Origin of the sequence: Streptomyces phaeochromogenes, assembly GCF_001418655.1 — a bacterium.
Taxonomy (GTDB): Bacteria; Actinomycetota; Actinomycetes; order Streptomycetales; family Streptomycetaceae; genus Streptomyces; species Streptomyces phaeochromogenes.
Window position 1 is genome coordinate 1 of sequence record NZ_LIQZ01000211.1, and the last position, 23284, is coordinate 23284.

The 23284-nt window shown below is 68.2% G+C and carries 21 protein-coding genes and 3 pseudogenes; 14 read left to right on the top strand and 10 right to left on the bottom strand.

What is annotated here, in order from left to right; translation table 11 throughout:
* The 4 genes and pseudogenes from AOK17_RS26935 to AOK17_RS26950 all read left to right on the top strand — a co-directional run.
* Positions 1-624: pseudogene (locus AOK17_RS26935) on the top strand (serine/threonine protein kinase); the annotation flags it as partial.
* 203 nt (positions 625-827) lie between these two features.
* Positions 828-2765: an FHA domain-containing protein gene (locus tag AOK17_RS26940; protein WP_281198639.1), complete on the top strand. Its 1938-nt coding sequence runs from the start codon at positions 828-830 to the stop codon at positions 2763-2765.
* A 511-nt stretch (positions 2766-3276) separates the two neighbouring features.
* Entirely contained in the window at positions 3277-3843 is a 567-nt protein-coding gene (locus tag AOK17_RS26945) for a sigma-70 family RNA polymerase sigma factor (RefSeq protein WP_055615146.1), read from the top strand.
* Positions 3840-4604 carry a zf-HC2 domain-containing protein gene (locus tag AOK17_RS26950; protein ID WP_055615147.1) on the top strand — a complete coding sequence of 255 codons (765 nt, stop codon included), beginning with the start codon at positions 3840-3842 and terminating at the stop codon, positions 4602-4604. Before AOK17_RS26945 ends, AOK17_RS26950 begins: the two co-directional genes overlap by 4 nt.
* Positions 4605-4726: 122 nt before the next feature.
* Here the strand turns inward: AOK17_RS26950 and AOK17_RS26955 are convergent, their stop codons facing one another.
* A complete protein-coding gene (locus tag AOK17_RS26955) occupies positions 4727-5911 on the bottom strand; it encodes an epoxide hydrolase family protein (protein ID WP_055615148.1) in 1185 nt (394 codons plus the stop codon).
* A gap of 202 nt (positions 5912-6113) precedes the next feature.
* Here AOK17_RS26955 and AOK17_RS48890 point away from each other — a divergent pair, with 202 nt between their 5' ends.
* A complete protein-coding gene (locus AOK17_RS48890) occupies positions 6114-6689 on the top strand; it encodes a CGNR zinc finger domain-containing protein (protein ID WP_079053307.1) in 576 nt (191 codons plus the stop codon).
* 32 nt (positions 6690-6721) lie between these two features.
* On the opposite strand, the gene AOK17_RS26960 is transcribed toward AOK17_RS48890, so the two are convergent.
* Positions 6722-7801: an LLM class flavin-dependent oxidoreductase gene (locus tag AOK17_RS26960; RefSeq protein WP_055615149.1), complete on the bottom strand. Its 1080-nt coding sequence runs from the start codon at positions 7799-7801 to the stop codon at positions 6722-6724.
* 322 nt (positions 7802-8123) lie between these two features.
* Between AOK17_RS26960 and AOK17_RS26965 the strand changes: the two genes are divergently transcribed.
* The gene (locus AOK17_RS26965; protein WP_157881399.1) at positions 8124-8414 is read left to right on the top strand and encodes a hypothetical protein; all 291 of its coding nucleotides are present in this window, start codon (positions 8124-8126) and stop codon (positions 8412-8414) included.
* A gap of 114 nt (positions 8415-8528) precedes the next feature.
* Here AOK17_RS26965 and AOK17_RS26970 read toward each other — a convergent pair whose 3' ends face one another.
* A complete protein-coding gene (locus tag AOK17_RS26970; RefSeq protein ID WP_245697378.1) occupies positions 8529-9605 on the bottom strand; it encodes a hypothetical protein in 1077 nt (358 codons plus the stop codon).
* Positions 9606-10050: 445 nt separating this feature from the next.
* Here AOK17_RS26970 and AOK17_RS26975 point away from each other — a divergent pair, with 445 nt between their 5' ends.
* Positions 10051-11142, top strand: a complete 1092-nt coding sequence (locus AOK17_RS26975; RefSeq protein ID WP_206190839.1) for a glycoside hydrolase family 5 protein — start codon at positions 10051-10053, stop codon at positions 11140-11142.
* A 165-nt stretch (positions 11143-11307) separates the two neighbouring features.
* Here AOK17_RS26975 and AOK17_RS26980 read toward each other — a convergent pair whose 3' ends face one another.
* A complete protein-coding gene (locus AOK17_RS26980) occupies positions 11308-11955 on the bottom strand; it encodes a CHRD domain-containing protein (RefSeq protein WP_055615152.1) in 648 nt (215 codons plus the stop codon).
* A gap of 251 nt (positions 11956-12206) precedes the next feature.
* On the opposite strand from AOK17_RS26980, the gene AOK17_RS26985 reads away from it, so the two are divergent.
* Complete coding sequence (locus AOK17_RS26985) at positions 12207-12515, top strand: hypothetical protein (RefSeq protein WP_157881400.1); 309 nt, start codon at positions 12207-12209, stop codon at positions 12513-12515.
* Between the two features lie 217 nt (positions 12516-12732).
* On the opposite strand, the gene AOK17_RS26990 is transcribed toward AOK17_RS26985, so the two are convergent.
* From AOK17_RS26990 to AOK17_RS27005, 4 genes are read right to left on the bottom strand one after another with little or no spacing between them, the layout of a single operon-like run.
* Positions 12733-13698 carry a PfkB family carbohydrate kinase gene (locus tag AOK17_RS26990; RefSeq protein WP_055615154.1) on the bottom strand — a complete coding sequence of 322 codons (966 nt, stop codon included), beginning with the start codon at positions 13696-13698 and terminating at the stop codon, positions 12733-12735.
* Positions 13695-15167, bottom strand: coding sequence for a purine-cytosine permease family protein (locus AOK17_RS26995; RefSeq protein WP_055615155.1), 1473 nt, complete (start codon positions 15165-15167; stop codon positions 13695-13697). Before AOK17_RS26995 ends, AOK17_RS26990 begins: the two co-directional genes overlap by 4 nt.
* A 58-nt stretch (positions 15168-15225) precedes the next feature.
* Positions 15226-16239: an ADP-ribosylglycohydrolase family protein gene (locus AOK17_RS27000; protein WP_055615156.1), complete on the bottom strand. Its 1014-nt coding sequence runs from the start codon at positions 16237-16239 to the stop codon at positions 15226-15228.
* Positions 16236-16955 (bottom strand): GntR family transcriptional regulator, encoded by a 720-nt coding sequence (locus AOK17_RS27005; RefSeq protein ID WP_055615157.1) that lies wholly within the window; start codon positions 16953-16955, stop codon positions 16236-16238. Before AOK17_RS27005 ends, AOK17_RS27000 begins: the two co-directional genes overlap by 4 nt.
* A 214-nt stretch (positions 16956-17169) precedes the next feature.
* Here AOK17_RS27005 and AOK17_RS54015 point away from each other — a divergent pair, with 214 nt between their 5' ends.
* The 6 genes and pseudogenes from AOK17_RS54015 to AOK17_RS48895 all read left to right on the top strand — a co-directional run bounded on the left by AOK17_RS54015 (position 17170) and on the right by AOK17_RS48895 (position 21095).
* Positions 17170-17562 carry an aldehyde dehydrogenase family protein gene (locus AOK17_RS54015; RefSeq protein WP_157881401.1) on the top strand — a complete coding sequence of 131 codons (393 nt, stop codon included), beginning with the start codon at positions 17170-17172 and terminating at the stop codon, positions 17560-17562.
* 38 nt (positions 17563-17600) lie between these two features.
* Complete coding sequence (locus AOK17_RS27010) at positions 17601-18596, top strand: LLM class flavin-dependent oxidoreductase (RefSeq protein ID WP_425424637.1); 996 nt, start codon at positions 17601-17603, stop codon at positions 18594-18596.
* A gap of 37 nt (positions 18597-18633) precedes the next feature.
* Complete coding sequence (locus AOK17_RS27015) at positions 18634-19848, top strand: MFS transporter (protein WP_055615158.1); 1215 nt, start codon at positions 18634-18636, stop codon at positions 19846-19848.
* A 149-nt stretch (positions 19849-19997) separates the two neighbouring features.
* Positions 19998-20582 carry a GNAT family N-acetyltransferase gene (locus AOK17_RS27020; RefSeq protein WP_055615169.1) on the top strand — a complete coding sequence of 195 codons (585 nt, stop codon included), beginning with the start codon at positions 19998-20000 and terminating at the stop codon, positions 20580-20582.
* Between the two features lie 58 nt (positions 20583-20640).
* Positions 20641-20908: pseudogene (locus tag AOK17_RS52525) on the top strand (Scr1 family TA system antitoxin-like transcriptional regulator); the annotation flags it as partial.
* Positions 20905-21095: pseudogene (locus AOK17_RS48895) on the top strand (DUF397 domain-containing protein). The pseudogenes AOK17_RS52525 and AOK17_RS48895, both read left to right, overlap by 4 nt.
* Positions 21096-21106: 11 nt before the next feature.
* On the opposite strand, the gene AOK17_RS27030 reads toward AOK17_RS48895, so the two are convergent.
* Positions 21107-22705: a hypothetical protein gene (locus AOK17_RS27030; RefSeq protein WP_055615160.1), complete on the bottom strand. Its 1599-nt coding sequence runs from the start codon at positions 22703-22705 to the stop codon at positions 21107-21109.
* A 161-nt stretch (positions 22706-22866) separates the two neighbouring features.
* The gene (locus tag AOK17_RS27035) at positions 22867-23205 is read right to left on the bottom strand and encodes a cytochrome ubiquinol oxidase subunit I (protein ID WP_055615161.1); all 339 of its coding nucleotides are present in this window, start codon (positions 23203-23205) and stop codon (positions 22867-22869) included.
* Positions 23206-23284 lie beyond the last annotated feature (79 nt).

Genomic DNA, 23284 nt, shown 5'->3' on the forward strand with positions numbered 1-23284 from the left:
CCCTACACGCCACCCGCCCCCGAGGCCCCACGGCACAACCGACGCATTACCGCCGTCCTCGTCGCCGGAGCCGTCGCCTGTGTCGTGGGTATCGCCGGTCTGGGCTACGCCCTGACCGGACAGGGGGACAACGGCACGGCGGACACGAACCGGGCCAACGCGACCGGTTCCCCTTCCGCTTCCCCGTCCACGAACGCGGACGGCGGCTCGAAGGACGACGCGGAGCCAGCCGCCGCGCCGAGTTCGGACCAGCAGGGTCAGGAGGGTGCCGGAGCCCAGATGATCCGTGTGACGGTGACCGGGGCCAACACCACCTACTCGGGCCTCTGTCCACCGCCGACGGAGCAAGCGCCCACGTTCACGGTCACGTTCGCCGTGGACCAGGCACCGGCCGAGCTCACCTACCGCTGGGTGTCCAAGGACGGCTCGGTCGTCGACCGGGAGTGGCGGACCGTCACCTTCCCGGAGGGCGGCGACCGTACAGGGCAGGACACGGTACGGCTCACGGCGTGGCACAAATCGGGAACCTTCAAGAGCGAGATCGGGGTGCAGGTCAAGGGTCCCGAACTGACGAGTTCGAACACGGTGCCCTTCTCCATCACGTGCACGGACGCGGGGGCATAGCCAAGTCCGGTCCGAGACCGATCGGTTCCGGTACAGGAACCGGTACAAGAACCGGAACCGGAATCGGAGTCATTGAACCCGGTCCCGGATCACCTACGTGTTGGTGTCGTACGCGTCCGCCCTCGCGCCGAAACGGCCACGGGGGCGGGCGGGTCTTCGCAGCCGAGCACCATCACGAGGAGTACGCAGTGCCATCCGTCATCGTGGGACGCACAGGTCCGTTCACTGGTCAGAGCATGGTTCTGGACGGTGCGTCACTGTCGTTCGGCCGCAAGAGCGACAACGGCATCGTCATCGTGAGCGCCAGCGCCTCACGTCTGCACGCCGAGATCGTGACCGAGGACGCCGCTCACGTGCTCTACGACCGCGACAGCCGAAACGGAACACACGTCAACGGGCAGCGCGTCACACGGCACGTCCTGCGGCCCAACGACTGCATCAGGATCGGCGACGAGACCTTCTTCTACGAGGCGCAGGACGCGATGGAGACGGTCATGGACCTCTCCCTGCTCGACGCCCCGCGCGTCACCTCCGTCGCCCCCGGCACGCTCCAGGTCACGGTCAGCGGGGGCGGGCCGGTCGGTCTCGCGTTCGCCCTGGCCCTTGAGGAACAGCTCCGGGGCCGGGTGGCCGTGACCGTCCACGACGGGCGCTGGGCCAGGGAGGGATCGAGCGTCGTCTGGAAGGACGAGAAGCTCGGCAACGTCCGGCGCCGGCAGGTGGTGACCGTCCAGAGCCGGCAGTACATGGCGCTGTCCGACGAGGTGCGGGAGGCGCTGTTCGACGCGGGCGGCTACTCGGAGATGTGGCCGGTCGGACCGGACTCGGTCGACGGCCGGCCTCCGCGCAACATCCGGATCGCCCACGTGGAGGACCGGCTGTTGCAGCTCGCGAACCAGAGGCCGGCCATCAGGCTCGTCCCCAAGCGTTTCGAGGTCTCGGAGCAGCAGGAAGGCATCGCGCGGCAGCATGTCCTCGTCATCGCTGAGGGCGGACGCTCCCGGACCCGCGAGTACTACGCCGACCGCTTCGGCGCGGCCGACTCCTCGGTCTACTCCCTCGACGGCGAGCACCTCCAGGACGTCGTGCTCGGGCTGCGGGTCAAGTCGGCGCTGCCCGATCCGATGAGCGTGCTGCTGACCGTGGCGCAGAACCGGTTCCTGCTCAACTCGCTGCGCGGCGAGGGCTTCCTCAACATGCGGCTGACCCGCGAGGAGGCCGAGAACGTGATCGGTATCGATCCCGTCCGCAAGGTCTTCGAGGAGTGCATCGCCGCGCGGCCCTGCGTCATGGGCCGCGCGGAGGACAACGAGTTCGTCTGCCCCACGCACGGCACGCTCTTCCTTCCCGCCCTGCTGCGCAACTCCCCCTTGTGGAAGCGCATCCGGGAAGGTCTCAAGCTGTTCGGAGTGGCCGATGACGATCTCACCGCGATCACCTCGTTCCGTCTGGACATGGTGCAGCGCCCGCGGTTCACGGCGCAGCTCACCCGTCCGACGGGGACGTCACCGGGCACCTTCGGCTTTCTTCTGGGCGACGCGGCGAATGCCATCCACTTCTGGCCCGGTCGCGGCCTCAACAGCGGTCTTGCGTCCGCGACCTCGCTCGCCCGCTCCCTGAGCCGGGCCTGGCAGGGGCGTCCGCTGCGCGACGCCGACTTCATCCGGCACGAGGCGGCGATGTCGATGCTCCAGTACCGGCACAAGAGCCGGGCCTGGAACGCGATGGTGACCACCGACGAGCAGGGCGTCACCCGTGCGATCAAGGACATCGTCGCGCGCAGCATGGAGCCGGACCCGAGCCGGGAGCCGCAGCGGTCCGACCTCGACCTGCTGGTCGAGCGCATGGGCGCCATCCGTGAGCGGCTGGCGCCCCGCCTGCCCGGACTGCCCACTGACGAGGCACTGCGCGAGCACCTCTCGGCGCTGGGGCCCGACACCCTGCGGACCCTCCTGGAGAGCGGGGCGTGGGACACCTTGATCGTCGGCGGTGAGGAGGCCGACATCGACCTCTTCTACCGGACAGACGCCCCCGTCTACGTTCCCCGCCCCGACCCGCGGGACAGTGTGCCGGCGCATGTGCCGCAGGAGGCCATGTTTCTCAACCCGCACAACTCCGGGGAGATCGTGGGCTCTTCCTGAGCCGCATTCCGAAACGGCGGGGGCCGTCCGCGAACGCGGCCGTCATCGGATTCGACGGGCGGCGACGGGAGAACCGACGTCCGCAAGGACGGACGGCGGCCCGTCCCCGGCCCAACAGGGCAGCGGATGTTACCGGAGGCGTTCGGCCGCTCCTGCTCCGCAGAGGGCCGTTTCCTCTCCGCCCCGAAAGGCGCAGCATCCACGGCGGAATCACATGAATCCCGCCGCGCAGAGACCCGAACCCGGCCTTCGCCGCGTAGGACAGGTTGAAGCGCCGCTGAAGTGGCGGCGGCCTACGGAAAGTTGGAAGACGATGCGCACGACCGCTCTTGCCACGCGTCCCGGACCGGTCACCCACGCGTCACAGATGGCCCTGGCGCATCGTCATTCGGTAACAAGACACACGGTGCTTGAACGCCAAATATCAGTGACGCAGGTCACTGTGCGACTCCGAACTCTGCCCCGGCAGCACTTCGTGTCTCTGGTGAACCCACGGGGATGGAGTAACCACATGGCGATCCTACGATCTCGTGGCCCACAGGCCACGAGTCATGAAGCACTGATCCGCACGCTCTACGCCGAGCACGGCAAGGCCCTGCTCGCCTACGCGACGCGGCTGACCGGCGACCGGGCCGCCGCCGAGGACGTGGTGCAGGAAACACTGATCCGGGCCTGGCGACACCCCGAGGTCATCGCCAACCCCCAAGGATCACTGAGGGGTTGGCTGCTCACGGTGGCCCGGAACATCGTCACCGACCGGTACCGGGCCAAGGCGGCCCGCCCCAACGAGGTGGCCGAGACCGAGACGGTTACGCCGGTCCACCGTGACCACTCCCAGGAGGTGGTCGACTCGGTGGTCATGATGGACGCGCTCAGCAAGCTCAAGCCCGAACACCGGGAAGTCCTGGTGGAGATCTACTACCGCGGTCGCACGGCATCGGAAGCCGCGGGACGGCTGGGTATACCGGAGGGTACGGTCAAGTCCCGCGCCCATCACGCCCTCAAGGCATTGCGCAAGTTGTACACCCCCAGCAACCCCGGGAGTGCCCTGAAGCTTCGAAAGGTGGGGGCGGCGTGAGCACACAGCAGCAGCATCCGAACGGCGAACTGCTCGGCGCCTACGTTCTGGGCGTCCTGGGGACCGACGAGCGGTCGACACTCGAGGAACACACCGCCGAGTGCGAGGAATGCCGAATGGAACTGACCGCGCTTCAGGAGATGGAGGCGGCGCTCGGCGAGGTTCCGCCGGAGGCGTTCCTCGAAGGCCCGCCCGAGGACGGGGACCTGCTGCTCCAGCGCACCCTGCGCCAGGTGCGTGCCGAGCAGACGAGCGCCTGGCGGCGCCGGTCCCTGGCCGTGGGGCTGGGTGCCGCCGCGTCGGCGGCGATCCTGTTTCTCGGGGGCTACGCGGCAGGGGGCAACGACCCCGGAAGCGTCACGGCGGCACCTCCCTCCGCGACTCCCTCCGCATCTCCCTCCACCTCACCGTCCACGTCGAGTTCGCCGCCCCAGGAGGGGCTCAGGGTCGCGTCGGCGACGGACAGCGACACGAAGGCCTCGATAACGGTGGAGCTCACTCCGGCGAGCCAGTGGGTCCGCGTGAACGCCTCGGTCGCCGGTGTCCCGAGCGGTGAGCGGTGCCGGCTGGTGGTGGTCTCCAAGGACGGACACCAGGAGACGGCCGCGAGCTGGGTCGTCTCCCCCGGACCCTCCCCGACGGCCAGCCCCCAGCCCGGCGAGGGCGGCCTCAACGGCTCCGCGGCCGTGGCTCCCGACGAGGTCGAATCGGTGATCGTGGTGAACGACCAGGGCAAGCAGTACGTCGGCGTCGACATGTGAGATCCGGCCCGAGACAGCAGGAGATCCCCCGGGCCCTTCCCCGGGGGATCTCCTGCTGTGGACCCTTCCGCCGCCGCTACTGCCTGGACACGGGCTTCACGGACGCGCCAGGGTCGACAACATCACGACCGACTACCCCTGGCGGCCAGCACTGCCGCGAGGCCCTCTTGCAGATCCTTGACGAAGTACTCGGGAACCTCCAGCGACGGGAAGTGTCCCCCGGTTTCGGGCGACCTCCATCGGACGATCTGCCGATACCGCTCCTGTGCCCAGGCACGCGGACACTTCTCGATGTCGCGGGGATACACACTGGTTGCCGACGGGACATCGACCCGAAGTTCCGGGTCGAGCGAGTTGTGGCTTTCGTAGTAGATGCGGGCCGACGATGCGCCGGTCCGCGTCAGCCAATACAGGGTGACGTCATCAAGAACCTTGTCGATGGAAATCGTCTCGAACGGGCTGTCTTCGGTATCCGTCCACTCAGCGAACTTGTCAAGGATCCAGGCAAGAAGCCCGACTGGTGAGTCGACGAGCGAGTAGCCGACGGTCTGCGGCCGGCTCGACTGCTGCTTCGCGTATGCCGCACGGGGGCCGCCCCAGAAATCGCGGGTTTCCTCGGCCCATTCGCGCTCGTCCACCGTCAGCCCGTCCGTTGTCAACCCGGGCGGTGCGTGCGCGGTCGTTGTGTGGATGCCGAGCACGTGCGCAGGGAACCTGCCGCCGAGAACCGTGGTGATCACACCTCCCCAGTCGCCTCCGTGGGCCACGAACTTGCTGTAGCCGAGCCTCCCCATCAGCTCCACCCACGCCGCGGCGATCTTCTCGATTCCCCACCCGGTGGTGGCCGGCTTGTCGCTGTACCCAAAACCTGGCAGCGACGGGGCCACGACGTGGAACGCCGGCGCGTCTGCGTCTTTCGGATCGGCCAGTTCGTCCATGACATGGGTGAACTCGGCGATGCTGCCCGGCCAGCCGTGCGTCAGGATCAGAGGGGTGGCGTCCGCGCGGGTGGATCGACGGTGCAGGAAGTGGATTCCCAGATCGTCGATGGTCGTGCGGAACTGTCCGATCTGGTTGAGGCGCTTTTCGAACGACCGCCAGTCGTACCCGGTGCGCCAGTAGTTCACGACATCGACGAGGTCGGCGAGAGGAACGCCCTGATCCCATCGGCGGGGGTCGGGCGCGGCACGGTAGACCGTCTCAGCTTCCGGAAGACGTGCCGCGGCCAGTCGCGCTCGCAGGTCGTCGAGGTCGGCGTCGGTTGCGTGGGCTTCGAATGCCTGCACGTCGCTGGTTGGACGGTTCATGAGATGCCCCCGCCGGGGTGAGCCGACGTGGTGACAACGCCACGATCAATGGCGGCCGCAGCGTCGGTGACGCACCGGTGCGTGGACATGAGACCTCCTGATCATCGATGGAACCGGCTTGGAACCTGTTGGAATCTGCTGGAACCGGCTAAGACGGTTCTAGCAGTCTCGATGCCAGCACACAACCAGCTAAGGTGGTTCCATGAGTGCTCGGTTCCCTGACTTCCGTCTCGGCAAGGTGCTGGCGACCAGCTTCACGGGGACCCTGTCGGAGCGCCGTGGCGACACCGTGGAGCGCATCCCCACGCCGAACCGACTCGTCGACTGGCTGGCGGTGAGCGGCCTCGCCGTGGAGTCCTGCACCGCCGCCCAGCTCGAACGCGCTTGGGAACTGAGGGAATCAATTCACGCCGCCGCGACAGCAGCCGCGAGCCGAGCTCCTCTGCCCGCGTCTGCTGTCCAGGTCATCAATGACTGCAGCACTCAGGGTCGGGCCGCGGCTGCTTTGACGCCCGAGGGCAATCGGGAATGGCGACTTGGCCCGGCTTCCTCCGTGGAGGACGCCCTGGGCGTTATCGCCGCCGACGCGATCAGCATCGTCGCAGGCGAACGAGACGGGAAATTGGCCTTGTGCGCATCGCCAACCTGCCAAGCAGCCTTCTTCGACACCAGCCAAAGCCGCACCCGCAGATGGTGCGACATGAACACGTGCGGAAATCGTCAGAAGAAGGCGCGCTTCAATGCCCACAAGCACGAAAACCCCGGATCAGCGAAGTAGTCGTTGCTCTCGGTACATCCAGGTGGGTCGGCTCAGGTGAGGAGTTTCGCGAGCTGGGCCATCTCGGCGGGCGGGTCGACCACCGGCTGGATGAGGAGTTCGTCGACGCCGGCCTGTTCCAGGGTGGTGATGCGGGCGAGGAGGTCGTCGTGGGTGCCGACCAGGGCCAGGGTGTTCATCAGCGAGGGCAGAACCAGGTCCCGGTCCTGCGGTGCGATGCGTCCGAGGTAGTTGGGGTAGAGCTTGGTGTGCCGGTCCGGCGCGGTGGCGGTAGTGCCGCGCCGGTCGAGGAGCCGCCGCACCGCCTCGCGTTCCTCGGGGCCGAGTTGCTCGGCGAAAGCCGGCGTCTCGGCGGCTGCGTCGGCGGCGAAGGCCAGCAGTGACAGGACGAGGTGGCCCGTCGCGTCCCGGGCCGCGTCGCCGTGGGGGTCCTCGTCCTCGTCGAGCAGGTGGAGCGAGGTGACCACGTAGGAGTCCGCCCGGGAGCCCGTGTGGGAGTCGGAGTCGCGGGGTGTGCCCTGGGCGGCGTGACGGCGGGTGTCGTGCAGCGCGTGCCAGGCGGCGGGATCCAGCAGGCCGAACGAGATGAGGCCGGTGCCGCGGCGGCCGGCGACGGCGGCGGCCTTCGGTCCGAGCAGCGCGGCCACGACGAACTCGATCGGGTCGGCTGTGTTCACATGCGCCCCGGCATGCAGGAATCGGATGTCGTGGACCCGGTCACCTTCGCGATACTCGGTCGGACGTCCGGCGCACAGGTCCTGCAGCGCGACGGTGAAGTGCTCCAGCCTGGCCGCCGTGGTCGGCCGCATACCCAGGGTGCGCCGGGCGGTGTTTCCGGTGCCGACTCCGCAGATGATCCGGCCCGGCGCCAGGGCGTTGAGGCTGGCGAGCCCGCTCGCGGCGGCCGGGGCCGAGCGCAGCGCCGGCGAGGTCACGCCGATGCCGAGCCTGATGCGGCTGGTGGCCTTCGCACACAGACTCAAGGCCACGAAGGGGTCACCGTGCACCATCGGGGTGTCGTTGACCCAGAAACTGTCCAAGCCCAACTCCTCGGCCCGCACGGCGAGTTCCTCCACACCGGGCTGCGCGGCGACAACAACGCCTGCACGCATCAAACCTCCAAGGCGTGAGGATCGAATCGAACCTGCTCAGCATGGCAGGTCCCGTCGCGGGGCCGTCGCGGAGTCTCGTGAACTTGTAACGCCCCAGTGCGGGGTGGCCGCGCCTGACACAACGAAACCCCCCTGATGCAGATGACCTTCCCAAGTCCTCCGATCGGCTGGTCAGGTTTCCGGACCCACGCCGTAGGCAGTGAGTACGTCATCCGTTCGTGAGTGTGGCGCTGATCGCGGCGCCCACGGTGGTGGCCGGCGTCCGCTCATACATGGCGGCCGGGCAATGGGCCGCTGCGGCTCCGCGACCACCCTGGCCCGGGTGGGTACCACCCGGGTCGTCGTCACCGCCGACGTGCTGCACACCCAGGGCGAGCACGTCCGCTTCCTCTCCCGGAACCAGCAGGCGCACTACGTGCTGGTGGTCAAGAACGACCAGCCGTCCGTGTTCACGGCGCTGCGCTCGCTGCGCTGGAGCCGGGCCACCGCCCGCCACGGGGCCCGCAGGACGATCCACGCGATCATCGACTTGCCCTCGACGCAGGCGTCCCCGCAGCAGCTCGGCGAACTGGCACGCCCTCACTGGGCATCGAAAACCGGCTGCACTTCGTGAGCGACACGACCTTCGCGGAGGTCGTCGGCCGCTGTTGGCGTACTCGGTTATGTGCTCAGCCGGGTACGGGCGAACGTGCTCGGCGCCGGAAGTGTGCGATGGCCGGAAGCACTGTTACAAGGTCCACAGATGAACAGCGGTCTCGGTGGCGGACACGGTGTACCAGGTGCCGTCGCCGAGGACCCTTGGCAGGCTGGGCACCTCGAAGGGGTAGACCAGTTGGTCGGTCAGTCGCATACGGGCCGCATCGATGAGCCAGTGCCGGCCCGTGCCGAACTCTTCGTCGCTTTCGACTGTCCCGACAATGACGGTGTCCTCGTCGAGGAAGCCACCCTCGTAGTCGAAGAACGCCTGTGCCTCGTCGCCCTCGAAGGTTTCAAACTGCTCGGATTCCAGCTCGGGGTGTCGTGGGAGTGCGGTAGCAGACAGTTCGGCTTCCACCGTGCCGTCGGTGACCCGGTGGAGGGCCAGGGTGTCCTGGTCGTGGGTGACGGTGAGCAGGCGGTTTCCGATGGGACTCACCGCCAGCAGGACGCGGTCCTGGTCGCCGAAGCTGTCGATGGCAAGGGTGTGTCCGTTCCAGCGTCCCCAGCGCAGCGCAGAGCCGTCCTGTCCTTCACCGATGCTCAGACCCATCTGATCGGGGTCCGGATGTGAAATGTGGTCGGAACCCGCGGCTGCCGTGTGCGTCGCTGCGCGGGCGAGCACCGTACCGTCCTCGGCGGCGATGACCAGCCACTCGTCTGCTCCGCGGCCCCGGTCGCAGGCCAGGGGCCCGCGGATGTGCACCCACACCAGTGTCCCGTCTGCGGAGAACCCGGCCGAACCGCTGCCGACGTACCGATGGTCTCGCTCGTTGGCGTATTCGGTGAAGGCATCGTGCCCCGCGCAGCCTGCCCAGCAGCGGTGCCGCACCTCCCACCGCACGTTTCCCGCCGGGTCAAGGGCCTGCAGCGCGTGGAGTCCGGCGAAGACGGCCAGATCACCAGCAGGCGAGACCGCGCATTGACCGTACCTGCGTGGCCAGGGGGCCACAAAGCGGACGGCTTCGGCCGTGGCCGACGGCTCGAGGTTCTGCACGATCAGCTCCGTGTCACCGCGCTGTATGAGCAGCCGCGTTCCGGCTCGCCACTCCAGGCGGGGCGCGTCGTCGGCTCTGGAAAAAGCCAGTGGGGCAGCGATTGTGGTCACGAGTCGAGCAAGCTGCGGCACGAGGACTCCGAGAGAGGGGGAACTTCCTGCCGGGACCCTACGACAAGCCGCTGACAGCACCGATCCGAAGGACGCTCTGCGCGGCAACGGTCACGGAGCTCGGACATCGGATACGCCGACACCGGGGCGAGCACGTATATCCGTACCCGGTTGGGCACACTCGGGTGTCCGCCGACAGCCGCATCCGCACCGGCCGCGGACCGGAGAACATGGCCCCTTGCGCAGCCTCGGCGTCAGCTGACCAGCACGGCGTTCGCCGTCGGCGGCGATCACCGACAAGCCAGCACGTGCGCCCCGACGTTCACTTCCAGATGTGAACGCCTCGAACTGCGGATGCCGTCAGGACTCTTGATACGGGCGGGGTCCCTTGCTTCTCTATTGATAGGAAAGTTTCCTATCGGACAGCTATGTGATCGGAGTTCGCATGACGGCACCCCCACGGTCGTTGCGCCCCGCTGCGCTCGCCGCCCTGCTCGGCAGCGTCCTGCTCCTGCTCGTGAGCGTCCTCCCCACCGCCGCCGCCTCCACCTCGGCCTCCGCGACCACCCACCGGAAGGCCGCAGCACCCGCGGCGACCACGCCGGTCGGCATCAACGGACAGCTCAAGGTCTGTGGCACCAAGCTGTGCAACAGCCGCGGAAACCCCATCCAGCTGCGCGGCATGAGCACACACGGCACCCAGTGGTACCCGCACTGTCTGACCAGCGGTTCACTCAACGCCCTGGCGCAGGACTGGAAGGCCGACGTCCTGCGTGTCTCGACCTATGTGCAGGAGGGCGGGTACGAGACGAACCCTCAGCACTTCACCAACCTCGCCCACTCGCTCATCCAGCAGGCGACGGACCGCGGCATGTACGTGATCGTCGACTGGCACATGCTCACCCCCGGTGACCCGAACACCAACCTGAGCAGGGCCCGGCAGTTCTTCACCGACATCGCCAACCGCAACAAGGACAAGAACAACATCCTCTACGAGATCGCCAACGAACCCAGCGGGGTGAGCTGGTCGCGGATCAAGAGCTACGCGGAGCAGATCATCCCGACCATCCGCGCCATCGACTCCGACGCCCCCGTACTGGTCGGGACCCGCGCATGGTCCTCGTTCGGCGTCTCCGAGGGCGCCGACGAGTCCGAAGTGGTCAACAACCCGGTCCGGGCGACCAACATCATGTACACCTTCCACTTCTACGCGTACTCGCACCGCGACGAGTACCTGGCGACCCTCTCGCGTGCCGCCGACCGGCTCCCGGTCTTCGTCACCGAGTTCGGCACCCAGAACTACGCCGGCGAGGGAAGCAACGACTTCGCCATGTCCCAGCGCTACCTCGACCTCATGGCGAGCAAGAAGATCAGCTGGACGAACTGGAACTTCTCCGACGACAACCGTTCCGGGGCCGTCTTCAAGACCGGAACCTGCAACAGCAACGGACCCTGGACCGGCACCTCGCCCCTGAAGCCCGCGGGCGTGTGGATCCGTGACCGCATCGCGACGCCCGACAACTTCCCGGTCGTCTGACCGAACACCCGTATGGGGCGGCGCCATCGACGAACCGGCCTCGTGGAATCGAGACCGACCTCGGACGGCGCCGCCCCTCTACTCCCCCGCGCTCACAGGGAACCGAACAGCACTGGCGTCAACCACTGGGCGGGGCCGACCGGCCGGGCTTGGTGGGCGTGACGGCTACTTGGGGCTCTTGACGAGGGAGTTGAGGGTCTCCGGGGTCATGGTGTCGGGGACGTGGACGCCGGAAGAGAGCTTGTAGGCCTGACCACGCACGGCGCCACCGGGGAACTCTGCGGTGTGGACGTTGAAGTACCAGTTCTCGGCGTTGGCCTTGATGCCCTCCAGCAGGTCCTGATCATTCACGGTGACCGTGCCGTAGACGAACTTCTTGCCGTCCTCCAGCTTCTTCGTGAAGAACGGGATCTTCACATCGCCGTTGACACCCTTGACACCCTTGTGAAGGTGACCCAGGGTCGGCGTCCCGATCCCGGTGAAAGTGAACGCGTAGGAGACCTGGTCGCCCTGAATCCGCATGAGGGCGAGCGCGTGCCCGTCCTTGTCACCCACGGCCGGTCCGCCCTCGATCGGCACCTCGTTCGCGCCGTTGAGGACCGACCCGAAGAAGGTCGCGTCCTCCTTGTTCTTGTCCCACCGGCCGACACCCTGGACTGTCTGGCCCCCGGCGGCGTGCCCACTGCCGGCCGACGCGTGTCCGCCGGCGGTCGGGCTGCTCGCCGCGGCGCCGGCCCCGGCGCCGGTCGCAGCGTCCTCACCGTTGCAGGCGGTCAGCACGAGCGCACCGGCAACGGCGGATACGACGATCATCCCAAGGCGCTTGTTCTTCATGGCAGTTGGGCCTCTCAAGTGGTGCGGCCGCGTCTGCTTCGCGGTCCGTCATCCACAACACGGACGGCCTCACGACCCAGGTCTCCCGATGACACTCCTGAGACACTTCTGAGACGACCCGCGATCACTCGGAACACGGTCTTGACAGAGAAACCCACCCAAGTCGGCCCAAAACTCGTGTGACTCCTCTTCACGGAGTCGGGGTCCTCCCCGGGCAGGTAAGGACTGGGGTGACGGAGTCGGCCTGTGTCTGGTCCACGGTGGTCTCGACCGTCAGCCTTCAGTACGACGGTCGACCGCGGCCACGAGCAGACCCGTACACAGGCAGGGCGGCCGTGCGCGGCGCGCAACAGGCTCAGGGCGCCTGGTCCGCCGGCGACGAGCACCGCGAACAGCAACAACCCGGCCTGGACCGCCCATTGCGGGGCCGCCTGCCCGACATCGCTGCGCCCCTTGATGAGGCCGAAGCCGACCAGTCCCGCCAAGATCGCGGCCAGCCCGTTGCGCCAGGCGACGGCGACCTCGCGTACGCGGTCTAGTTCCTGAGCCAGGGCGCGCTGCACATCGATGGGGCCCGGCCCAGTTCGCCGGCGCTGGGCGTCGGGCCTGACAGCAGCCCACCGGGGCCGGTCTCGCCGATGGGACCGCCGACTCTCGTCGGGCCGGTGGGGCCGCTGGTCATCCGCCCACTCCTGCGGGAAGAGTCACAGAGTCAGCGGCATGCCCTGTCCCGTCGCAGGTCGAGGCCCGAGACCGTCAGCTCAGTCCCAACGTTCTCGACCTCTCCTCGCCCAGCAGCGCAGCCAGTTCGTCCGAGGTCGGCCCGGTCGCGGGACCCCGCCGTGTCACCGCCAGAGCCGCCGCGGCGTTCGCCCCGCGCGCCGCATCGTAGGGAGATGCTCCGCGTCCCAGCAGTGCCAGGAATGCGCCCACATGCGCGTCGCCGGCCCCATTGCTGTCGACCGCGTTCACGGGAAACCCGGGGACGTGCACGATGTCGAGAGAGCCCGGTGCCGCCAGCCAGCATCCGTCCTTGTCGGCCCGTACGACGATGCCGGCCCCGCTCCGAAGGCGCCCGCGCAGCGCGTGCGCGGCCTCCCCCGGCTCCGCCATCCCCGTCATCAGCTGGGCCTCCCGCGCGTTGCAGCTCAACCAGTCGGTCCGGGCCAGTACCGGGTCGAGGACCTCGGCCGGGATGTCCGCAACAAGCGGCGCGGGATCCAGGCAGACCCGTACGTCTTCCGCGAGGCTTGCGACCGTGCGGGACAGCAGAGGGCCGTTCACCTGCATCACCAGGCTGTAGCCGGACACCTGAACCAGGTCGCCGCCGCGCACGGACGCGGCGATCGTCTCCGCCTCCTCCGATGTCATGCGTGCGTCGACCCCGAAGCTCGTGACGAAGGTCCTCTCGCCTCCTCCGTCGACCAGAGCCACGCAGAACCCGGTGTCGCCGTCGGAGCGCTCCGGAAGTACCAGCCCGATGCCCTCCGCCGCGAGCGAGTCACGCACCAACTCTCCGTAGGGGCCCGTGCCATGGAGCCCGGCGTACACGGCTTCGGCACCCAGCCGACGGGCCGCGGTGAGTGTGTTGAAGCCTCCACCCGCGTACAGCTCGGTGCGGGTTCCGATGACATCGCCACCGCGCTCGGGCAGAGTGGGCACGTTGATGACCAGGTCGACGATGACGTTCCCCGCGAGGACGACACGGTAGTCGTTGTTCATCGGGTGGCCTCCTCAAGCGTGGCGGAACCGGTGGCGGAGTCGGCGGTCACCGATGAACGCCGTCCCAGCAGCGCGTATGTCGCACCAGCCGTGACGATCGCGATGAGCCACCCGAGGCCGTTCGTGCCGAGCCAGGAATCGGCCAACGGCCCGGCGAACCACACATCGTCCGCGCCGGTCGCGGCTTTGGTGAAGAGCAGCCCGGTTGCGATCGCGGCCAGCCACGCGATGACGGCGGGCAGATGGAACCCGCCGGTGTACCAGTAGCGGCTGCCGCGTCCCCTGTCCATCAGACCGGCCGGGTCGTAGTGACGACCTCGGACCATGTCGACGGCGATGACACCGATCCAGGCAGAGATCGGCACGGCGAGCAGAGTCAGGAAGGTGCTGAACGGGCCGTAGAAGTCGTCTGCGACGAGCATGAAGTAGATGCCACCGAGGAACATCAGGACGACATCCAGAACGACCGCCCAGGCACGCGGCACACGAATGCCGAGCGTGATCATCGTCAATCCGGCCGAGTAGGTGGAGAGGTGATTGGACATCAGCAGTCCACCGAACGCCGCGATCAGATACGGAACCGCCATCCAGGACGGCAGCATCGCGTTGATCGCCGCGACCGGATCGGCGGAGGTGGCGAGCGTCGGATCACCGGCCGTGAGCAGCGAGCCCAGGGAGATCAGCAGCACGAGTGGAATGCCGGCCCCGAACGCCGAGGCGCGCACGAGCCGCATGCCCGGGATCGCCCTCGGCAGGTAACGGGCGTAGTCCGCACCGGCGTTGGCCCATCCGATGCCGGTGCCGGCCGCTATGAAGCCGATGCCTGCGATGACGCCGCTGACCGGGCCGGCCGGGTTGTCGAGCACCTTCGACCAGTCGACGGTCGCCACGAGGAAGCCCATCACAACGAGGTTCAGGACTCCGAAGACCACGGTCGCCCACTTGTTGATCCACATGATGGTGGCGTGCCCGAGCCCGCTGATCATCAGCGTGCAGGCGATGAAGACCAGCAGGCAGAGCAGTGTGAGGACGGTGCCCCGGCCGGCCCCGAAGACCGTGTTGAGCAGGGCGAGCAGCGCGTACGCCGCTGTGGTCGTGGTGATCGTCTCCCAGCCGACCCGGCTCAGCCAGGTCACCAGGGTCGGCCCGTGGTTGCCGCGTTGCCCGAACACCGCGCGTGACAGCGTCAGGGCTGGGGCCCCGCCCTTCTTGCCCGCAATGCTCAACGCGCCCACCAGCGCGAACGAGCCCACCGAACCGCAGACTGCGACGAGGACGGCCTGCCAGATGTTCAGGCCGCGGAAGGCGACGAGGGTCGCGCCGAGCGGCAGACCCAGGATCGAGATGTTGGCGGCGAACCACGTCCAGAACATCTGGCTCGCGTGACCGTGCCGCTCGCTGTCGGGGACCGGTTCGATCCCACGGGTCTCCACGGTGCCGACGCGGTCGTTCTTCGTTGAAGCAGCCATCGCGGGACCTCCTTGCCTGTGCTCGGTACAGAGGGAAAAAGGGGGAAGGGGGAAGGGTTCAGCGGGTGCGGTAGGTGAGCAACTGCCGGGTCAGAGATCCCAGTTCGAGATCGTTGACCTCTTGCAGGGTGCGTACGGCGTCGCCGGGCAGGGCACTGAACCCCGCCACGGCCCCCGCGATGCCACCCGCGATGGCAGCGATGGTGTCGCTGTCACCGCCGAGATTCGCGGCCAGCAGCGCGGAGCGCCACGGGTCGCCGTCGGTGAGGGCCAGTACCGCGAACGCGGCCGGGACCGACTCCTGGCTGGCGACGCTGGTGCCGATGAGAGCATCGATCCGGTCGAGCGCCACTGCTGTGTCCAGGCCGGCCACCAGTTCGCGTGCCCAGGCGATACGCGCCGAGATGCTGGCGCCCGCGGTCCAGTGCCCGCGCCGGGCGCCGGCCGCCGACACCGTGATCGCGGCCTCGAAGACATCGTCGAGTGAACCACCGGCAATGCCCGTAGAGACGGCTGCGGCGACGGCCGATGCTCCCGCGATCCCGACGGTCGTGTCATGCGTGACCTGGCAGGACTCGACGACCCGGTCCAGGAAGCGTTCCGTGTCGGCGGTGTCGAACGCGATACCGACCGGCGTCACCCGCATCGCGGCGCCGTTCGTCGTGCCGTACTTGCCCGCCTCCTTGAGGTCGACGCCGCGCGTCACCGCGTCCAGGGCCGCTTTCGTCGACGGCCCGAGCAGGTCGAACGACCCCTTGGCCTTCATCTCCTTCTCCCAGGACAGGAGTTCCTCGGCGAACCGCCTGGGATCGACATGCCCGTCGCCCTCGACCAGGAGCCGAGCCACAATCACCGCCTGGTCGGTGTCGTCCGTGACGGATCCGGCCGGCATCCCGGCGCTCACCGGGTTGTCGGACCGCGCGGGCTCGAAGCCGCTCAGCGTGCCGTAGACGCGCACGACATCGGCGCGGGACATGACCTGCGTCGGCATCCCGAGGGCGTCGCCCAGCGCAAGCCCGTAAAAGGCACCGAGTGCGCGGTCGAGCAGGACGGGATCGGGTGTGGAAGTCACAGCTGGGCTCCTCGGCCAGTCCGTACGTGCAGTTGGAACCGGGACGGATCGAGCAGGCTGGTGACCTTCTCGACGACGTCCCCGTCCGCGCCCCGGAACACCTGGGAGACGCGGAGGAAGGACTCGCCGGGCGAGCGGTGCAGGATCGCGGCCTCGTCCGTGTCGAGTCCGGCGACGGCGATGTGCGCCTCACCGGAGTCGGGGACGCGGCCCGCCGCCGCGAGGGTGCGGCTCAGGGAACCGTCGTCCAGTCCGCGCTCGGGCAGGTCGGCGAGGCTACCGACAGCGGGCACGCGGCTGAACTCCAGCGAGACGCCGTGTCCGTCGGCCAGCCGACGGACACGGTCGAGGGCAATGAACCGGGTTGATCCCAGGCCCAGTTCGTCGGCGAGAGCATCGTCCCGTATCCGCTCGAAACGTAGGGTCTCGGTCGTCAGTTCCGTGCCCTGTGCGGCGAGTGCGCGGGTCCAGCCGAGCTGTTGGTCAAGGGGAGCGCCGTCGAAGGTGACGATCGACCCGATGCCGGCGTGCGTCTCGATGAGCCCCTGCTCGCCGAGGACCCCGAGGGCCTGCCGTACCGTCGTCCGACTCACCCCGAACCGCTCCCGCAGTGCGTGCTCGCCGGGCAGCTTGCTGCCGTCGGCATGCACACCCGCACGGATCTCCTCGGCCAGCACATGAGCGACACGATGATGCTTGTAAACCTGTCCAGGCATGTCTAGAAACTAGACCCCGACCTCCAGACCTGTCTACACCTGTCCAAAAAGTTGAACCGGATCTCCCGCACTCGGGGCCGGGGCAGCTCATCGGCGATTGCGCGGTTCGTGCACCGTGACGTCGACGTGCTCTGCTCCGCCGGTTCGACGGAGGTCGGGAAGGTGTTCCTGCGCTACGCGGCCGACAGCAACCCGAAGAACATCGTCCTCGGATGTGGGGCAAGAGCCCTCAGATCGTGGCGGCCGATCTCGCCGAGGCCGCGTTCCGCAATGCCGGCCAGAACTGCACCAGGACTCCGGCGGCCGGTTCGTCGCGCGCGCCGTCATCGACAACGTCTCCCCCGCCATGGCCGTGGCACGGGAGGAGGCCTCGGCCCGGTCGTCACGGTGCCTGCGTTCGACGCCGACGAGAAAGCACTCGCCGCTCGCCGTAGCCGACGACACCGATTGCGGGCCGGCCGCCACCGTCTGGTCCCACGGCATCGACCGGGCCCTCACGCCGGCCCGCGGTGTCCGGGCCGGTACCGTCGCGGTCAATGGACCTGACGCCGAGCACGCATCCTCACTGCCGCGTCCAGACCGGGATTCAGACGTCGAAGGCTCGTAGCCAGGGCCGACCGGCGTGCGACGAACCACCCAGCCGCCATGCGGCGTGAACCTGCGGAGGTCGAGATCACCATGACGACACGGGACGGCACCATCGGCGTCCTCCTGCCCCGCGACACTCCGACGCGGGACATCATCCCCCTCGCCCGGCGTGCGGAGGAACACGGCTTCGACGAGTTGTGGGTGGTCGAGGACCTCGGCTACCGAGGCGGACTCGTACAGGCGGCCACCGTCCTCGCCTCCACCACGCGGATCCGGGTCGGCGTCGGACTCCTGCCGGCCGCCGCCCGCAATGTGGCCTTCACCGCGATGGAGATCGCGAGCCTCGCCCAACTGCATCCCGATCGCCTCGACCTCGCCGTCGGCCACGGCATGCCGTCCTGGATGCGGAGCGTCGGCGCATGGCCGAAGAGCCCCCTGACCCTCCTGGCCGAGTACATCACCGTCCTGAAGTCGCTGCTGAGCGGCCAACTCGTGGATCAGCACGGGAAGTACGTGCATATCGACGGAGTACGACTGCACGAGAGCTCCACTCCGGCTGCGGCTCCCGCCGTCCTGGCGGGCGTGCGCGGTCCCAAGTCCCTGGCCGTGTCGGGTGACGTGGCCGACGGCACTCTCCTCGCTGAACCGGTGACACCGGCCTACGTGACAGAAGCCCTCAAGCACATCGCGCCCACCCGCCCCCACCGTCTGGTCGCGTACAACATCGCGGCGATCGACGACGATCCCGCCGCCGCACTGGCAGCCGCCCGTCCCGCCCTCGCAGTGGTCGGAGAACCGGACTGGCAGCCCCACATCGCCCCGCTTCCCTTCTACGACGACCTCGTCGCCCTGCGCTCACGGTGTGACAGCGCGGAGGAGTTCGCCCGCGCCCTGCCGGACGAATGGGTACGACAGCTCGCCGTCGCGGGCACGCCGGAACAGGCACGGTCCAGTTTGGCGGACTTGTTCGCCGCGGGTGTCACGAGTGCGATCCTCGCCCCCGTGGGTCCCGACTACCTGGCGTCGCTGGAGTCGCTGGCGGCGGTCCTGTGAACAGTCGTCCTACACACATGAAAGAGCACAGCCCTTGATGGACCCGGCCACGCGCCGCCGCCGGGCGGCGCTGTTCCTCTTCTTCCTCATACCCGGCCTGTCGATTTCCTCATGGGTGACCCGGACACCCGACATCCGGGACCGACTCGACGTCTCTACCGCGCAGATGGGCATCGTCCTGTTCGGGCTGTCAGTCGGATCCATGATCGGCATTCTCAGTTCCGGAACGCTCGTGGCCAGGTTCGGCACCCGGCCCGTCATGGGCGCCGCAACGCTGCTGATCATCCTCAGCATGGCGGTGATCGGCCTCGGGACCATGCTCTCCTCCGCCCAGGTAACCACTGCCGGACTGTTCCTCTTCGGCGCCGGAATGGGCGGTGGAGAGGTCGCGATCAACATCGATGGCGCCGACGTCGAGCAGATCACGGGACGGACGGTACTGCCCACGCTCCACGGCTTCTTCAGCCTGGGAACCGTCGTCGGGGCCGCGCTGGGAATCCTGTGTACCGCTGTCTCCTTCCCGGTGCAGTGGCACCTGACCGCCATGGCCGCCGTCACGGCAGCCATGTTTGTCTATGCCTTCCGCTCCATTCCCCATGAGGTCGGCAAGACCCGAGACGACGGCTCGCAGTCCGACGCGAGCACCACACAGGCCCCGGTGCGGGTCTGGAAGGACCCACGACTGTTGCTGATCGGTGGGGTCATCCTGGCCATGGCACTGGCCGAGGGTTCCGCCAACGACTGGCTGCCCCTGCTCATGGTCGACGGCCACGGCGTTGACCCCGCCCTGGGGTCAGCCGTCTACACCGGCTTCGCCGCTGCCATGACCATCGGCCGTTTCGCCGGCGGATTCCTCATCGACCGCCTCGGCCGCGCCCCCGTTGTCCGAGCCAGCGCCATCTGCGCGACCTTCGGAATCGCCGTTGTCGTCTTCGCCGACTCGGCCGCCCTCGCGGGCGCCGCCGTTCTCCTCTGGGGCCTCGGAGCCTCACTCGGCTTCCCAGTCACTCTCTCGGCGGCCGGTGATTCCGGGCCCAACTCAGCCGCGCGAGTCAGCCTCGTGGCGATGATCGGCTACGTCGCGTTTCTCGTCGGGCCGCCCTGTCTCGGCTTCCTCGGCGATCACTACGGCCTTCGCGTTGCCATGATCGTCGTCCTCGCCTTCACCGCCGTGGCGATCATCCTGGCACCTGCTGTCGGCACACGCTCCGTCGCGTCCGCGCCCGCCACCGAGCCGACAACCCAGCTGTGAGAGGTGGTTGCATCTCGGAACCATGCTCGAGCGTCCGAGTAGCCGTGCTGTGCACGATCTGCTGGTGGGCGGAGCCCTGGCCGTGAGGGCCGGACCCGGATCGAATATTCGGTGTTCTGCCCGCCCCATGAGGACACAAGATGGTGCGCATGACTTTGGCCACCCCCACACTGCACACCGCTCGCCTGCAGCTGCGCCCTTTCACAGGCGCCGACGCGGACCGCCTCTTGGCGCTGCACAGCAACACCTCCGCAATGCGCTACTGGGACTCCCCGCCGTGGAACGAACGGGCCCGCGCCGAACGCTTCATCACGACGTGCCGGAAGATGGCGGACGAAGGCACCGGAGCCCGGGTGGCCATCGACCGCGCTTCCGACGGGGCCTTCGTCGGCTGGTGCGGTCTGACCGGATGGAACCCGGACTACCGCAGCGCGTCGTTGGGCTACATCCTCGACGAAGCGATGTGGGGCCACGGCTACGCGACGGAGGCCGCGCACGCCTTGCTGCAGTGGGCATTCGACACACTGGACCTGAATCGAGTCCAGGCCGAAGCCGATACGCGCAACGTGGCATCCGCCCGGGTCCTGGAGAAGATCGGATTCATGCGTGAAGGGACGTTGCGGGAAGACTGCGTCGTGAACGGCGAGGTATCCGACTCGTGGGTGTTCGGGTTGATCAGGCGAGAGTGGCGGCCGACGGCCGTACCGATGCCAGCCCTCGAAGAGCGGCTGTAAGTCCGTTTCTGGCAGCGGCCACGTCCAGGTTGAGTGAGGAAGCCTTGACGGGTGAGGCGTGGAGGTGGGGCGGTTGCGCAAGGTCACGCTTCAGGTCATGCCGACCGAACGCGAGGAGCATGCCGGAGTACAGGGCCTGATCCAGATGCTGAGGTTCGCTGACGGCACGGCCGTCGGGCGTTGCGAAGGTGTGTTCAACGGTTGCCCGGCCTCCAACCCGAAGGATCTTCGTACCCTTCGGGTTGCGGTATGGCACGATCCGCGCGCAGGCTCGCACGCCGAGGGAGTCTCCGGCCTTCATCCAGCGCACGCTCGGAGAACTATGAGCGCCACAGAGCTCCACTGGTTCAAGAGCAGCTACAGCGACAGCAACGACCAGGCGACTGCGTCGAGATAGCCCCCACCGCCGCCACCATCCACGTCCGCGACTCCAAGAACACCGTCGGCCCTCGACTCACGCTCAGCCCCGCCGCCTGGTCGTCGTGCGTGGCGCACCTGTCGACGGCTCAGTAGAACGGGGTTGGTCACCCCGAGGCCAGTTGTTCCGCTATCTCCTGGATCCAATCGCCGGTCTTCGCCGGGTCGTTGAGGGTCTCAACCCACGCTTCCGGCTCCAGCTTGTGCTTGGCAGGGCCGGACTTGAGAGCGATGAGCAGGGATCTGGCGGACTCCCGCATCTCGGCCGTCGTGCTGCCGCTCCCGGAGATGTCGGGACCCGCCGCCAGGGCGTAGATCTCGCGCGCCATGGCCTGGCGTTCGCCCTTCGACACCTTCTTCCAGAACTTCAGGGCATGCTTCAGTGACTCCTTGCGGGACGCGGCCTCCTCGGGGGTCTCGCCCTTCGGCGCCCAGCGCTCGGGGTGGTGGACCTCTTCGTAGCGCTTCGTGGCGGCGCGGAGCGCCTTGTACATGGTCACGCCGAGGACGAGGCCGGCCCCGGCCCCGGCGAGGCCCCATCCGACCGGGTTGCTCGCCAGCCCGACTGTTCCCGCCGCGACCGCCGTCACGATGCCGGCGGCGGCCTTGGTGGACTCGCCCCCGCCGCTGACCGTCTCCTTGCCCATCTTGGTGAGCTGCTTCTTCTTCGCGTACCCCTGCACCGTGCTCAGCTTTTCCACGTCCTTTTCGGCGCGCTGCAGGCTCTCGGCTGCGTCACGGGCTTCGCCCATCGCCTCCCAGGCGGCGTCGATGGCCTCGGAGACGAGCTCCAGCCGTTCCTGGCCTTCATGGCCCCAGTAGGCGTCCAGCGCGACGTAAGCCTCTGCGGCGGCCCAGCCGGCCTGCTCCCGCGACTCGTTCAGCCGGGCCAGTGACCCCGCGTGGACGACATGGGGATCTCCAAGGTTCTTGACCTCCTTGTACTTGCGGGCCGCTCCCCCGACGCGGAAGGCGGACCGCATGCCCTTGATCGCGCCGATGGAAGCGCTGGCGATACCACTCGCCTCGGACGCCACCGCGGCGTCCGCCGCCTTCTGGACCTTGGTCACCTCCTTGGCGATGGCGGCGCTGTAGCTTCCCGAGTTGGCGGCGCCGACAACCGCGTCGGCCCCCTTGGTCTTGGCCTTCTTCTTCGCCGTGTGGTGGTTGGCCCCGGTCTCGTGCTTCTTGGCGTCCTTCATGTTCTTGTACGCGTCCATGCCACTGACCACGGTGCCGGCGGCCTCCGTGAGGAGGTTCCCCGACGCTGCGGAGGTCCCCGAGGCGGCGGCGGAGTGCTTGAGGCCCTCATTGGCCGAGACGGCGGCCTGCTGGGTGAAGGCCGCGTTGGTGGGGGTCTGGAAACCCTTGATGAAGGTGTCGATGGGTTCGAGATTCTTCTTGAACCTGTCGAGGAGCGCGGCGATCCGGTCGCGATAGTTCTTCTTCGCTCCGGCGGACGCGCCGCCGTTCTCCGCCGCTCTGTCTCTCTCGGTGTCCCGGGCGGGATCTCGGGCGGTGTCCCGGGCGCGCTGCACCGCCGCGGTCGTGGCCCGGTTGCCGGCGCGGGACTGCATCGCGAGGAGGGCGTGCTCCGTCGAGCGTGCGGACGTACTCCCGGTCCGGCTCCCTTCCCGACGCTGCTGGGCCGACGTCAGGACCGCTGCAGACTGCCGTGTCGAGGTGCGGTGGATCGGGGTGCTCATGGATGGGCCTCTCCTGTACCGGACCGGGCGAGGCGAAGGTAGCCAGACCTGGCTAACAGAAGGGGTGCTGCGGGGAAACTCCACACGGAGACTGTGGGGCGCGTGTGGTGGATTTCAGTTGGTCGTTGCACGCGTGCCGTTCCGGAAGCTGCCGCTGTGACTCAAGCGGTGGAAGGCCGGAGGCCCCAGAAGGTCGCGGCCGTGTCCGGCCGGTCGGCGGCCGGAGTGAGTTTGAGGCCGGGCATGGCCGTCTTGCAGGTGAGGTCCTTGGCGATGTAGCTGCCGAGGCAGGGAATGTCACCGAGGTAGAGCTGGACGGGCATCCGCAGCCCGGCGATCCCGAGCGCGATCGACATCGAGCGGCGGGCGAAGCCCTTCGCGTGCCCCTTGACCAGGTACCAGGCCGAGATTCCCGCAACGAAGAAGCTCGCCGAGATCAGCACGGCGGCCAGCATGTGCGGCCGGCGCCAGATGAACGACGGGTTGAAGATGACACGCATCCGGTCCGTGGGCTCGAACTGGCCGTGGACGACAGCACGGTGCCCACCGACACCATCACGCTGGACAAGAACATCGTGC

What these genes read in the sequence shown, in the direction of transcription:
- AOK17_RS26945 (WP_055615146.1), top strand. Translation starts at nt 3,277, where the DNA reads ATGGCGATCCTACGATCTCGTGGCCCACAGGCCACGAGTCATGAAGCA.
- AOK17_RS26955 (WP_055615148.1), bottom strand. Translation starts at nt 5,911, where the DNA reads ATGAACCGTCCAACCAGCGACGTGCAGGCATTCGAAGCCCACGCAACC.
- AOK17_RS48890 (WP_079053307.1), top strand. Translation starts at nt 6,114, where the DNA reads ATGAGTGCTCGGTTCCCTGACTTCCGTCTCGGCAAGGTGCTGGCGACC.
- AOK17_RS26960 (WP_055615149.1), bottom strand. Translation starts at nt 7,801, where the DNA reads ATGCGTGCAGGCGTTGTTGTCGCCGCGCAGCCCGGTGTGGAGGAACTC.
- AOK17_RS26975 (WP_206190839.1), top strand. Translation starts at nt 10,051, where the DNA reads ATGACGGCACCCCCACGGTCGTTGCGCCCCGCTGCGCTCGCCGCCCTG.
- AOK17_RS26980 (WP_055615152.1), bottom strand. Translation starts at nt 11,955, where the DNA reads ATGATCGTCGTATCCGCCGTTGCCGGTGCGCTCGTGCTGACCGCCTGC.
- AOK17_RS26990 (WP_055615154.1), bottom strand. Translation starts at nt 13,698, where the DNA reads ATGAACAACGACTACCGTGTCGTCCTCGCGGGGAACGTCATCGTCGAC.
- AOK17_RS26995 (WP_055615155.1), bottom strand. Translation starts at nt 15,167, where the DNA reads ATGGCTGCTTCAACGAAGAACGACCGCGTCGGCACCGTGGAGACCCGT.
- AOK17_RS27005 (WP_055615157.1), bottom strand. Translation starts at nt 16,955, where the DNA reads ATGCCTGGACAGGTTTACAAGCATCATCGTGTCGCTCATGTGCTGGCC.
- AOK17_RS27010 (WP_425424637.1), top strand. Translation starts at nt 17,601, where the DNA reads ATGCGGCGTGAACCTGCGGAGGTCGAGATCACCATGACGACACGGGAC.
- AOK17_RS27015 (WP_055615158.1), top strand. Translation starts at nt 18,634, where the DNA reads ATGGACCCGGCCACGCGCCGCCGCCGGGCGGCGCTGTTCCTCTTCTTC.
- AOK17_RS27020 (WP_055615169.1), top strand. Translation starts at nt 19,998, where the DNA reads ATGACTTTGGCCACCCCCACACTGCACACCGCTCGCCTGCAGCTGCGC.
- AOK17_RS27030 (WP_055615160.1), bottom strand. Translation starts at nt 22,705, where the DNA reads ATGAGCACCCCGATCCACCGCACCTCGACACGGCAGTCTGCAGCGGTC.
- AOK17_RS27035 (WP_055615161.1), bottom strand. Translation starts at nt 23,205, where the DNA reads ATGCGTGTCATCTTCAACCCGTCGTTCATCTGGCGCCGGCCGCACATG.